The sequence below is a fragment of the Streptomyces sp. XH2 genome (assembly GCF_049725035.1).
Classification (GTDB): Bacteria; Actinomycetota; Actinomycetes; order Streptomycetales; family Streptomycetaceae; genus Streptomyces; species Streptomyces roseoverticillatus.
In genome coordinates this window covers 296204-307950 of the sequence record NZ_JBMMMZ010000013.1, presented here as the reverse complement: position 1 = coordinate 307950, position 11747 = coordinate 296204, and the positions used below count along the sequence as shown (strand labels likewise).

At 70.8% G+C, this 11747-nt stretch carries 8 protein-coding genes and 4 tRNA genes; 7 read left to right on the top strand and 5 right to left on the bottom strand.

Annotation, left to right across the window (positions count from 1 at the left end):
- From ACOTKD_RS27010 to ACOTKD_RS27000, 3 genes are all read right to left on the bottom strand, one after another.
- Positions 1-1936: DEAD/DEAH box helicase (locus ACOTKD_RS27010; RefSeq protein ID WP_424891567.1), on the bottom strand; the 1936-nt coding region annotated here is incomplete at its 3' end.
- Between the two features lie 238 nt (positions 1937-2174).
- Positions 2175-2675, bottom strand: a complete 501-nt coding sequence (locus ACOTKD_RS27005) for a hypothetical protein (RefSeq protein ID WP_424891566.1) — start codon at positions 2673-2675, stop codon at positions 2175-2177.
- A 155-nt stretch (positions 2676-2830) separates the two neighbouring features.
- On the bottom strand, positions 2831-3181 hold the full coding sequence (locus ACOTKD_RS27000; RefSeq protein WP_424891565.1) for a metallopeptidase family protein: 351 nt from the start codon (positions 3179-3181) through the stop codon (positions 2831-2833).
- Positions 3182-3338: 157 nt separating this feature from the next.
- Here ACOTKD_RS27000 and ACOTKD_RS26995 point away from each other — a divergent pair.
- The 6 genes from ACOTKD_RS26995 to ACOTKD_RS26970 all read left to right on the top strand — a co-directional run bounded on the left by ACOTKD_RS26995 (position 3339) and on the right by ACOTKD_RS26970 (position 8260).
- Positions 3339-3411: transfer RNA gene (locus tag ACOTKD_RS26995), tRNA-Glu, on the top strand.
- Positions 3412-3450: 39 nt separating this feature from the next.
- Positions 3451-3525: transfer RNA gene (locus ACOTKD_RS26990), tRNA-Asp, on the top strand.
- 25 nt (positions 3526-3550) lie between these two features.
- A tRNA-Phe gene (locus ACOTKD_RS26985) sits at positions 3551-3624 on the top strand.
- A 93-nt stretch (positions 3625-3717) separates the two neighbouring features.
- Positions 3718-7674 carry an ATP-dependent RNA helicase HrpA gene (hrpA, locus tag ACOTKD_RS26980; RefSeq protein ID WP_424891564.1) on the top strand — a complete coding sequence of 1319 codons (3957 nt, stop codon included), beginning with the start codon at positions 3718-3720 and terminating at the stop codon, positions 7672-7674.
- 134 nt (positions 7675-7808) lie between these two features.
- Positions 7809-7883 (top strand) — tRNA-Asp (locus tag ACOTKD_RS26975).
- 107 nt (positions 7884-7990) lie between these two features.
- A complete protein-coding gene (locus ACOTKD_RS26970) occupies positions 7991-8260 on the top strand; it encodes a DUF6274 family protein (protein ID WP_424891563.1) in 270 nt (89 codons plus the stop codon).
- A 497-nt stretch (positions 8261-8757) separates the two neighbouring features.
- On the opposite strand, the gene bldC is transcribed toward ACOTKD_RS26970, so the two are convergent.
- Both bldC and ACOTKD_RS26960 read right to left on the bottom strand, forming a co-directional pair.
- Positions 8758-8964 (bottom strand): developmental transcriptional regulator BldC, encoded by a 207-nt coding sequence (bldC, locus tag ACOTKD_RS26965; RefSeq protein WP_003949541.1) that lies wholly within the window; start codon positions 8962-8964, stop codon positions 8758-8760.
- Positions 8965-9432: 468 nt separating this feature from the next.
- Positions 9433-10299: a hypothetical protein gene (locus tag ACOTKD_RS26960; RefSeq protein WP_424891562.1), complete on the bottom strand. Its 867-nt coding sequence runs from the start codon at positions 10297-10299 to the stop codon at positions 9433-9435.
- A 202-nt stretch (positions 10300-10501) separates the two neighbouring features.
- Here ACOTKD_RS26960 and ACOTKD_RS26955 point away from each other — a divergent pair, with 202 nt between their 5' ends.
- Positions 10502-11641 (top strand): Leu/Phe/Val dehydrogenase, encoded by a 1140-nt coding sequence (locus ACOTKD_RS26955; RefSeq protein WP_424891561.1) that lies wholly within the window; start codon positions 10502-10504, stop codon positions 11639-11641.
- Positions 11642-11747 lie beyond the last annotated feature (106 nt).

The following is an 11747-nucleotide window of genomic DNA, read 5'->3' as shown; positions in this document are numbered from 1 at the left end:
CACGGTCACCACCGCGGTCATCGCGGCGGTCGTCACGACGGAAACCCTCACGGTCGTCACGACGGAAGCCACCCGACGGACGGTCATCGCGGCGGAAACCACCGGAGCGGTTGTCATCACGACGGTCGTCACGGCGGAAGCCGCCACGGTCACCACCGCGGTCATCGCGGCGGTCGTCACGACGGAAACCCTCACGGTCGTCACGACGGAAGCCACCCGACGGACGGTCATCGCGGCGGAAACCACCGGAGCGGTTGTCATCACGACGGTCATCGCGACGGAAGCCGCCACGGTCACCACCGCGGTCGTCACGGCGGTCACCACCGCGGCGCTCGAAGTTGCCCCGCTCGTCGCGGCGCTCGTGGGCCGGAGCGGCCTGCGCCGGGACGGACGCGGCGACCGCGGCCTCCTCCTCGGCCTTGGCCTCGGTGGCGGCGGCCTCGGCGGCAGCGGCGACGGCGGCCTCCGGGTCCTCACCGCGCTCGCGGGCGGCGCGCGCCAGCAGGCGGTCGGCCTCCTCGCGGAGCTCGGTGGCGCGGCGCTGCGCGCGCTCCAGCTGGCGGGTCAGGTCGGCGAGGTCGCGCTCGGCCTGCTTGGCGGCGTTGGCGGCGGAGTCGGCCTGGACCTCGGTGAGGGAGCGGGCGCCGGTGATCTTGGCGACCTCCTCGTCGAAGGCGCCGGAGCCGCCGACGATGTGGCGCGAGGCGTCGACGCCCGCGTCCTCCATCAGGCGGAAGATCTGCTTGCGCTGGTGCGGCAGGGCCAGGGAGACGACCGTGCCGGACTGGCCGGCGCGGGCGGTGCGGCCCGAGCGGTGCAGGTAGTCCTTGTGGTCGCCGGCCGGGTCGACGTTGAGGACCAGGTCGATGCCGTCGACGTGGATGCCGCGGGCGGCGACGTCGGTGGCGACCAGGCAGTTCACGTAGCCGGCCTTGAAGTCCTCCAGGACGCGGCTGCGGGCGCCCTGGGTCATGCCGCCGTGCAGGGCGTCGGCGCGGACGCCGGCGTCCAGCAGCTGCTCGGCGACGCGGTCGGCGCCCAGCTGGGTGCGGACGAAGATGATGGTGCGGCCCTTGCGGGCGGCGATGGCGGCGGTGACCGGCGCCTTGTCCTTCGGCTTCACGACGAGGACGTGGTGGGTCATGGTGGTGACGGCACCGGCGGAGGGGTCGACCTCGTGCGTGATCGGGTCGACCAGGTAGCGCTTGACGAGGGTGTCGATCTCGTTCTCCAGCGTCGCGGAGAAGAGCAGGCGCTGGCCGCCGGACGGCACCAGGTCGAGGATCTCGGTGACCTCGGGCAGGAAGCCCATGTCGGCCATCTGGTCGGCCTCGTCGAGGACGGCGACCTGGACCTTGTCGAGCGAGGCGGCGCCGCGGTTGATGATGTCGCGCAGACGGCCCGGGGTGGCGACGAGGATGTCGACGCCGCGCTCCAGGGCGTAGATCTGGTTGCCCATGGACGTACCGCCGCAGACGACCTTCATCTTGAGGCCGAGCACGTCGCCGTACGGCTGGAGGGCGTCCGCGACCTGCATCGCGAGCTCACGGGTCGGGGTGAGGATCAGACCGCGGGGGCGCTTCTTCTCGGTGAAGCCGCCGGCCAGGGTGGACAGCAGCGGCAGGCCGAAGGAGAGGGTCTTGCCGGAGCCGGTGCGGCCGCGGCCGAGGATGTCCTTGCCGGCCAGGGCGTCCGGGATGGTCGCGGCCTGGATCGGGAAGGGGGTGGTGACACCGTTCTGCGCGAGCTTGCGGACGATCGCGTCGTCCAGGCCGAGGTCACCGAAGGTGATCGTCGGCTCGGCGGGCTCGGCGGCGGCGGTGTCGTCGGCGGGGGTGAGGTCCGCGGTGGTCTCCGCGGTGGCGTCCGCCTCGGCGACGATCTCGACGATCTCGTCGTTCGCGGGCATGACGGTCTGCTCAGGGGAAATGGACATGCGAAATGCGAAACCTTCCGGAGTTTCGGCACGCGCCCAAGCTCCGTGTCGGCTTCACAAATGACCGCCTCGATGCGGTCAGCCACGGCAAGGTAAGGAACGCGCCACACGGCGCGCTTCTGCAGGGCGCCGGGCAAATGGGATCAAACGATCTACCACCATACGCACTCGCACCCCCCGGACGCAACCCGCCGTACCCGCCCGGCGGCATGGCCTGCGCCACAGGGCCCGGCGCGGCCTACGCCATGGGGCCCGCCGCCTGCGGGCCCGGCTGCGGCGAGGGAGGCGCCGAGGACGAGGGCGGCTGGGTGGGGGGCGGCGGCGCGGGGGTGCTCGGCTGGGGAGCCGGCTGGGTGGACGCGGGCGGGCGGGGCGCGGGGGCCGTGCCACCGCCGGTCGGCGGCTTCGCCTTCTTGCCCGGCTTGCCGGGGCGGGCGTCCGGCGAGGCCTCGGCCGGGGTGCCCGAGGGCGTCGCGGACGAGGACGGGGTGGCCGTGTTCCTGGCCGACGGGCTGCCGCTCGCGCCCCGCGCGGAGCGCGCGTCCGCCTGCCCGGGCCGCCCGCCCGGGATCCGCACCCCGCCGTCCGGCTCCGGTCCCGCGTCGCGCTGCTTGCCCGCACCCGGCGACGGAGCGGGCCGCTCCGGGTCGCTCACGCTCATGCACCCCCCGAGGGCCAGGACCGCGGCGGCGACGGCCGCGATCCGGGTGACGGCTGCGCGGGGTGAGGTGGGAGGCATCGGGGGACCGCCTTCGGGACTTCCGGGACTGACGCATGGGACAGGCCCCCTGCCCAACTGAGACCGCCCCGCCCAGGACACGCGCGGCACACGGTCACCTGACGGGCTCTTTACCCCGGCCCCCGCGCCGCCGGTCCGCCCCGGCCTCCCGCCGGTCAGCCGTAGCCGAGGGCGTGCAGGCGCTCGTCGTCGATGCCGAAGTGGTGCGCCACCTCGTGAACGACCGTCACTTCGGTCTCCTCCACCGCCTCTTCCCGCGAGGCGCACAGGCGCAGCGTGGGACCGCGGTAGATCGTGATCCGGTCGGGCAGGACGCCGGCGTACCACTCGCCGCGCTCGGTCAGCGGCGTCCCCTCGTAGAGGCCGAGCAGCTCCGGGTCCTCCGCCGGGGGCTCGTCCTCGACGAACACCGCGACGTTGTCCATCAGCCGCGTCAGCTCCGGCGGGATCCGGTCCAGGGCCTCGGCGACCAGTTCCTCGAACTCCTCGCGCGTCATCTCCAGCACGCTCGCCATTGTCCGGCACGCACCCCCGCGGGGCCCCCGCACGGCCCCCGGCAGCCCCGTCGCGCCGCCTCCGGGAAACCGTTTTGGCGTTCCCCCTCTCCATCCCATATGCTTCTCACGTCCCCGAGGCGCTGCAAAGCGCCCAGGTGGGCCATCAGCCCTCATCGTCTAGTGGCCCAGGACGCCGCCCTTTCAAGGCGGTAGCACGGGTTCGAATCCCGTTGGGGGCACGCTGTACCGTGTGCGAGACTAGTGCTCGCACATAGCAAGGTCCTGTGGAGCAGTTTGGAGTGCTCGCCACCCTGTCAAGGTGGAGGCCGCGGGTTCAAATCCCGTCAGGACCGCTGCAGACGTCTCTGATGTCTGCGTGGCTGGGTAGCTCAGTTGGTACGAGCGTCCGCCTGAAAAGCGGAAGGTCGCCGGTTCGACCCCGGCCCCAGCCACAGTGAGCCCCTCGTCTTCGGACGGGGGGCTCAGTGTTTTCCCGGAAAATGGGTTCGCCGCTTCGCGGCGGCTGGTGCGATCCTGGACTCCGTATGTCTACGCAGCCTGCCGCCCCCGCCACCTTCGCCGACCTCGCCGCCCGCCTCCCCGAGCTGACGCTGCGCGACGCGCAGCGCCTGGGGCGGCGGCTCGAGGGCGCGCGCCGCATCCGCAAGCCCGAGGCCCGTACGGCCGTCCTGGCCGAGATCACGGCAGAGGTCGACGCGGCCGAGCTGCGCGTCGCGAGCCGCCGGGCGGCCGCGCCGGCCGTCACCTATCCCGAGCAGCTCCCGGTCAGCCAGAAGAAGGACGAGATCCTGGCGGCGATCCGCGACCACCAGGTCGTGATCGTCGCGGGTGAGACCGGTTCCGGGAAGACCACGCAGATCCCCAAGATCTGCATGGAGCTCGGCCGCGGCGTCCGGGGCCTGATCGGGCACACCCAGCCGCGCCGGATCGCCGCCCGTACGGTCGCCGAGCGCGTCGCGGAGGAGCTGCGCACGCCGCTGGGCGAGACGGTCGGCTGGAAGGTCCGCTTCACCGATCAGGTGAGCGAGAGCACGCTGGTCAAGCTGATGACGGACGGCATCCTGCTGGCCGAGATCCAGACGGACCGCGAGCTGCGCCAGTACGACACGATCATCATCGACGAGGCGCACGAGCGCAGCCTCAACATCGACTTCATCCTCGGCTATCTGGCCCAGCTGCTGCCGCGCCGCCCCGACCTCAAGGTCGTCATCACCTCGGCCACGATCGACCCGGAGCGCTTCTCGCGTCATTTCGGGGAGGCGCCGATCATCGAGGTGAGCGGGCGGACGTATCCGGTGGAGGTGCGGTACCGGCCGCTGCTGGAGGAGGACTCCGGCGACGCGGACCGCGATCAGATCACGGCGATCTGTGATGCGGTGGACGAGCTGCAGCGCGAGGGTGACGGCGACATATTGGTCTTCCTCTCCGGCGAGCGGGAGATCCGCGACACCGCGGACGCGCTGGAGAAGAAGAAGCTGCGGTTCACCGAGATCCTGCCGCTGTACGCCCGTCTGTCGCACGCCGAGCAGCACCGGGTCTTCCAGCGCCATACGGGCCGCAGGATCGTCCTCGCGACGAACGTGGCGGAGACGTCCCTGACGGTTCCCGGCATCCGCTACGTGATCGACCCCGGTTTCGCGCGGATCTCGCGGTACAGCCACCGCACCAAGGTCCAGCGGCTGCCGATCGAGGCGATCTCCCAGGCGAGCGCGAACCAGCGCAAGGGCCGCTGCGGCCGTACGTCGGACGGCATCTGCATCCGCCTGTACTCGGAGGACGACTTCCTGTCCCGTCCGGAGTTCACGGACGCGGAGATCCTCCGGACGAACCTGGCCTCGGTCATCCTGCAGATGACGGCGGCCGGCCTGGGCGACATCGAGAAGTTCCCGTTCATCGATCCGCCGGACCGGCGCAACATCAAGGACGGCGTCGACCTGCTGGTCGAGCTGGGCGCGCTCGACCCCGCGCAGAAGGACCCGAAGAAGCGGCTCACGCAGTCGGGGCGCAAGCTCGCGCAGCTTCCGGTGGACCCGCGGCTGGCCCGTATGGTCCTGGAGGCCGACCGCAACGGCTGCGTCCGCGAGGTCATGGTGATCGCGGCCGCGCTGTCGATCCAGGATCCGCGCGAGCGGCCCTCGGAGAAGCAGGCGCAGGCCGATCAGCAGCACGCCCGCTTCAAGGACGAGACGAGTGACTTTCTCGCCTTCCTGAACCTGTGGCGCTACGTGCGCGAGCAGCAGAAGGCGCTGTCGTCGTCGGCGTTCCGGCGCATGTGCAAGTCGGAGTTCCTGAACTATCTGCGGATACGCGAGTGGCAGGACATCTACTCGCAGCTGCGGACGGTCGCCAAGCAGATGGGCGTCCACATGGCGGAGGAGGATGCGGCCCCTGACCGCATCCACCAGTCGCTGCTGGCCGGTCTGCTTTCCCACATCGGTCTGAAGGACACGGAGAAGAACGAGTACCTGGGTGCCCGCAGCGCGAAGTTCGCGGTGTTCCCGGGTTCGGCGCTGTTCCGCAAGCAGCCGCGCTGGGTGATGTCGGCCGAGCTGGTGGAGACGTCGCGGCTGTGGGCGCGGGTCAACGCCAAGGTCGAGCCCGAGTGGATCGAGCCGCTCGCCGAGCATCTGGTGAAGCGCAATTACAGCGAGCCGCACTGGGAGCAGAAGCAGGCGGCCGTCATGGCGTACGAGCGGGTGACGCTGTACGGCGTGCCGATCGTCGCCCAGCGGAAGGTCAACTTCGGCCGGATCGACCCGGAGACCAGCCGCGAGCTGTTCATCCGCCACGCCCTGGTCGAGGGCGACTGGCGGACGCACCACCAGTTCTTCCACGACAACCGCAAGCTGCTGGGCGAGGTCGAGGAGCTGGAGCACCGCGCCCGCCGCCGGGACATCCTGGTGGACGACGAGACGCTCTTCGACTTCTACGACCAGCGGCTGCCCGAACACGTGGTGTCGGGCGCGCACTTCGACTCGTGGTGGAAGCACAAGCGGCGCGACGAGCCGGAGTTGCTGAACTTCGAGCAGTCGATGCTCATCAACGAGAACGCCGAGGCGGTCACCAAGGACGACTACCCGGATTCCTGGCGGCAGGGCCGGCTGAAGTTCAAGGTGACCTACCAGTTCGAGCCGGGGGCGGACGCGGACGGCGTGACCGTCCACATTCCGCTGCAGGTGCTGAACCAGGTCTCGGCCGAGGGCTTCGACTGGCAGATCCCTGGGCTTCGCGAGGACCTGGTGACGGAGCTGATCCGCTCGCTGCCCAAGCCGATCCGCAGGAACTACGTGCCGGCGCCGAACTTCGCCAAGGCGTTCCTGGACCGTGCCGTGCCCCTGCAGGAGTCCCTGACGGTCACGCTGGCGCGCGAGCTGCACCGGATGACGGCCGTCCGGCTGGAGCCGGAGGACTTCGACCCGGGCAAGGTCCCCGACCACCTGAAGATCACCTTCCGGGTCGTCGACGAGCGCCGCCGCAAGATCGCCGAGGACAAGGACCTGGAGGCGCTGCGGCTGCGGCTCAAGCCGAAGACGCAGGCGGCGATCTCCAAGGCCTTCGAGCAGGCCGCGGGGGCCGCCAAGGCCGGCGGCACCGGCGGCGGCGCCCCGGAGCAGCGCTCGGGGCTCACGTCCTGGACGGTGGGCACCCTGCCGCGCACCTTCGAGACGCGCCGGGCCGGCCAGCCGGTCAAGGCGTATCCGGCGCTGGTGGACGAGGGCTCCTCGGTCGCCGTGCGGCTCTTCGACACCGAAGCGGAGCAGCGCGAGGCGATGTGGCGGGGCACCCGCCGGCTGATCCTGCTGAACCTGCCCTCCAACCCGGCGAAATTCGCCCAGGACAAGCTCGGCAACCAGCAGAAGCTCGCCCTGTCGCGCAATCCGCACGGCTCCGTCCAGGCGCTCTTCGAGGACTGCGTCGCGGGTGCGGCCGACAAGCTGATCGCGGCACACGGCGGCCCCGTCTGGGACGAAGAATCCTTCCGCAAGCTGTTCGACGCGGTACGGGCGGACATCGTGGACGCCACGATGGACGCGATCCGGAAGGTACAGGAGGTGCTGGCCGCCTGGCAGGCGTGCGAGCGCCGGCTGAAGGCCACCACGAGCCTGTCGCTGATGTCCTCGCTCTCGGACGTCAAGGAGCAGCTGGCGGGGCTGATCAAGCCGGGCTTCGTCACCGAGCACGGCGTGCGGCGGCTGCCGGACCTGCTGCGCTATCTGGTGGCGGTCGACCGGCGGCTCACCCAGCTGCCCGCCAACGCCGACCGGGACCGGGCCCGGATGGCGAAGGTGAAGGAGATGCAGGACGAGCACGCGTGGCTGCTGGAGCAGTTCCCGAAGGGGCGCCCGGTGCCGCGGGAGGCGCTCGACATCCGCTGGATGATCGAGGAGCTGCGGGTGAGCTACTTCGCCCACGCGCTGGGGACCGCGCACCCGGTCTCGGACAAGCGGATCGTGAAGGCCATCGATCAGCTGGTGCCCTAGGGGCGGGTGGTGCGGCCGGGCCGCGGCACGGTGCGGGAACCCGATCGGGGGCCCTTCCGTGATCGGGTTCGACCGCACCCCCTGACCTGCTGTAGAGTCTCTCTCGCAAGCCCGCGAGAGCGGGAAGCAAGCAAGGTCCTGTGGAGCAGTTTGGAGTGCTCGCCACCCTGTCAAGGTGGAGGCCGCGGGTTCAAATCCCGTCAGGACCGCACGAGTTGAAGGCCCGGATCCCTTTTCAGGGATCCGGGCCTTCTCGCGTTCGACCTTGACTGGGACACGTGCCAGGGGTACCCAGGCAGTGGAGGTGCTGCGCTCCATGACGACGACCACCACCCCGGCAGAGGCGAAGCGGCCCGGGACGCCCGGGTCCGGGAAGCTCAGGGCCGAGAGCATCCGGCACGAGACGCGGGCGCTGCTGCGCGCCCACCTGTCCGCCGCGTCGGGCGCTTTTGGGTACCGCCACCTGACCCGGCACTGCGCCGTGTGCCACCGGTTGCTGCGGCTCGCCCAGGAGGCGGCCGCGGGCCCCGCGGGGCCGGTGTCCGGGCCGGAGGGCGCCGAGGAGGTGCGGAGCGGCTCCGGGTGACCAACGGCGCCTGTACGGGCGGCAGTCGGCCATGCTTCCGCGCACGTGCGGCGCGCACCGGGCCCTTTACCGCAGCGGCACAATGAGTGACAAGCCCGTCGCGCTGTGACGGGAGTCACCGAAAGAGTTTCCCGGATGAGGGAACTTACCCCTGCCCTACAACGGGTCAATTTAATATGTGCAATTGCACTCCACCCGAAAGGGTGGGGCCGGGGCTCCGTACGGGCGATCCGCCGGCCCCCGCTGCCCAGAGCCGGGCAGGGCCGCCGGGCCCGCCCAGGGGTGTCCGGAGACGTCCGGGCATAAAAAAGATCGCGCTGGACCCGGCGGAGTCCAGCGCGATCGACGACTCGCCCAAGTCGGTGGGCTGCGGCGGTCCTGTTGGGGCAGGAGCCGGTCGTATGGAGCCAGATGGTGCTTCAGGGTGCTTCAGCTAAAGCTGGAGCGGGGCGCGAGCCGGGTTGGGGGCCCCGGAAAACGCCCGGTCATACGGTGGTTCAGGCCTCGCTGCGCTGCTGCGGAATGCCCGCCAGCAGGGCGCGGACCTCCGCTTCGCGGTAACGGCGGTGTCCTCCGAGCGTGCGGATGGACGTGAGCTTGCCAGCCTTGGCCCAACGGGTGACCGTCTTCGGGTCCACGCGGAACATCGTGGCAACCTCAGCCGGGGTCAGCAGCGGCTCGGCATCAGGGGTGCGAGCGGTCATGAGCGGCCTCCTCGGGAGAACCTGACGTGGAGTCGGTTCTTTCCTCTAAATTCTGCACCTTGACCCGCGTTGCCCGAAATGGCGGACGCGGGCCGAGTCGGTTATAGGACGAACGGCTTGTCCTCGGCACTACAACTACACCATCTGTCCAGCCACGTCGGCCAAACCGATGGAATTGCCCTCTCAGGTGTTCAACCTCGACGGAAGCCGATGGACCATGCCATAGCGGACAGTCACGCCGCCGTGACGATCAGTCACAGCGGGATCAGGGGTCACCAGACCCGCCAAGGAGTGCAATACCGATCAATCCGCCCTTAGTTGGACGGAAGGAGCCCTTCCCGGACTCCTTGTCCTATTTTGCCACGCAGATGGGCGATGGGCGCAAGACCTGACGAAAGTGCGTTAGGTCACGGTTGCCGCAATGGCCCGGATCAGGACCTAGGTCCCGGGGCTCCTAGAACCAGGACTTCAATTGGCGTACTGACGGTTGCGTACGGCACTCCAGCGTTCCGTCAACCGCTCGTACGCCCTCCCGGCGCGCACCCCGTCCCCCGCGCGGAGCGCCGCGAGCCCCTCCGCCGTGTCCCCGGCGGAATGGTCCTCGGCGAGCTGCGCCTCGGGCACCATATGCACCAGACCGCCGTAGTCCAGCTCCACCAGGGAGCGCGGGTGGAACTCCTCCAGCCACCGCCCCACGTCCACCAGCCCGTCGATCAGCGGGCCCTCGTCGATCGCGTCCTTGAGCGTGCGCAGCCCCCGGGCCACCCGCCGCCTCGCCTGCACCATCGGCGTGCGGTAGCGGAGCACGAGCCCGTCCCGGCCCGGCTCCCCCTCGCCGGCGCACTCGCCCGGCTTGCCGTACTCGCGCTCCTCGTCGGAGAAGAGGACGAACCAGCGCAGGGGCACCTGCCAGGTCGCGGTGCGGATCCACGGCCTGGCGTCGGGGTTGCGCTCCTGCCAGCGCTCGTAGTCGGCCTCCGCCTGCCGGCGCACGACCGGCGGCAGCGCCGCGTCCAGGACCGGTGCGGGCAGGCTCTCGGACAGCTCCTCCAGCGCCAGCCAGCCGCGCAGCCGCGTCCGCCAGGGGCAGACGCACAGGACGCCGTCCTGGAAGGTCACGAAGGCGTCGCCGCTCTCGTGCACCGGGACCGGCACCGGCGGGGTGGGCAGCAGGTCGGCGAGCGAGCGCCGGAGCTCGTCCTGGGCGCAGGGCAGGGCGGTGCGCCGGGCGTAGCGCTCCCAGTGCGTGCGCTCCGGCTCCGGGAACGCGCCCAGCGGCTCGTAGACCCGCAGGTACGACGCGTACGGGACAGTCACCGATGACGCCGAGCCCACACGTGCTCCCCTCAAGACGCCGGACACCCCGGGGAGTTGCCGAACCCTCCCCGTACCGCGCAAATCGTCCCATGGCACCGCTCCTCGGAGGAGTGATCCTCCGCACGGGACCGGCCCGCCGGGCCGGCAGGTCTTACCCTCTTGCCAACCGGCCCTCCACCACCCCCGGAGGGCGACCTCCGCGACATATGGAGTCACCACAGTGACTGACGTACGTCCCACCGATGAAGCTGACGGCGTGCTGCACACATTGTTCCGGTCGGACCAGGGCGGCCACGAACAGGTCGTGCTGTGCCAGGACCGCGAGAGCGGCCTCAAGGCAGTGATCGCCATCCACTCCACCGCCCTGGGCGACGCCCTCGGCGGCACCCGCTTCTACCCGTACGCCTCGGAGGAGGCGGCGGTGCAGGACGCCCTCAACCTCTCCCGCGGCATGTCCTACAAGAACGCACTGGCGGGCCTCGATCACGGCGGCGGAAAGGCCGTGATCATCGGCGATCCCTCTCTGATCAAGACCGAACAGCTTCTGCTGGCATACGGTCGCTTCGTGGCCTCCCTCGGCGGCCGGTACGTCACTGCCTGCGACGTCGGCACCTACGTCCAGGACATGGACGTCGTCGCCCGCGAGTGCCGCTGGACCACCGGCCGCTCCCCCGAGAACGGCGGCGCCGGCGACTCCTCCGTCCTCACCGCCTTCGGCGTCTTCCAGGGCATGCGCGCCGCCGCGCAGACCCAGTGGGGCGAGCCCACGCTGCGCGGCCGCAGAGTCGGTGTCGCGGGCGTCGGCAAGGTCGGCCACCACCTCGTCGAGCATCTGGTCGAGGACGGCGCGGAGGTCGTGATCACCGATGTCCGTGCGGAGGCCGTGGAGCGGATCCTGGCCCGTCACCCGCAGGTCACCGCCGTGACGGACGCCGACGTCCTGGTCCGTACGCCGCTCGACGTCTACGCCCCCTGCGCCCTCGGCGGCGCGCTGGACGACGCCACCGTGGCCGCCCTGACCGCGAGCGTGGTCTGCGGCGCGGCCAACAACCAGCTCGCCCACCCGGGCGTCGAGAAGGACCTCGCGGACCGCGGCATCCTCTACGCCCCGGACTATGTGGTGAACGCCGGCGGAGTGATTCAGGTCGCCGACGAACTGCGCGGTTTTGATTTCGACCGGGCGAAGGCCAAGGCGAACCAGATTTTCGATACGACCTTGGCCATATTTGATCGGGCCAAGGCCGACGGCATTCCGCCCGCCGCTGCCGCCGACCGGCTGGCCGAGCAGCGCATGGCCGAGGCGCGGGCGCGCGCCACGGACGCGGCCGCGGCCGCCGCCAGCATGGCTACCACGCGGTAGAACCGCCCGGTAAGCCCGCAAAGGACGCGTTGTGCTCCGTTCGTGTCCCGGCGGCGGGCGCGGCGCGGCCGGACCGGCGGCCGAAAGGCCGCCCGGAGCCGCCCCC

Coding starts and splice junctions, on each gene's coding strand:
- bldC (WP_003949541.1), bottom strand. CDS start 8,964: ATGACCGCTCGCACCCCTGATGCCGAGCCGCTGCTGACCCCGGCTGAG.
- ACOTKD_RS26970 (WP_424891563.1), top strand. CDS start 7,991: ATGACGACGACCACCACCCCGGCAGAGGCGAAGCGGCCCGGGACGCCC.
- ACOTKD_RS27005 (WP_424891566.1), bottom strand. CDS start 2,675: ATGCCTCCCACCTCACCCCGCGCAGCCGTCACCCGGATCGCGGCCGTC.
- hrpA (WP_424891564.1), top strand. CDS start 3,718: ATGTCTACGCAGCCTGCCGCCCCCGCCACCTTCGCCGACCTCGCCGCC.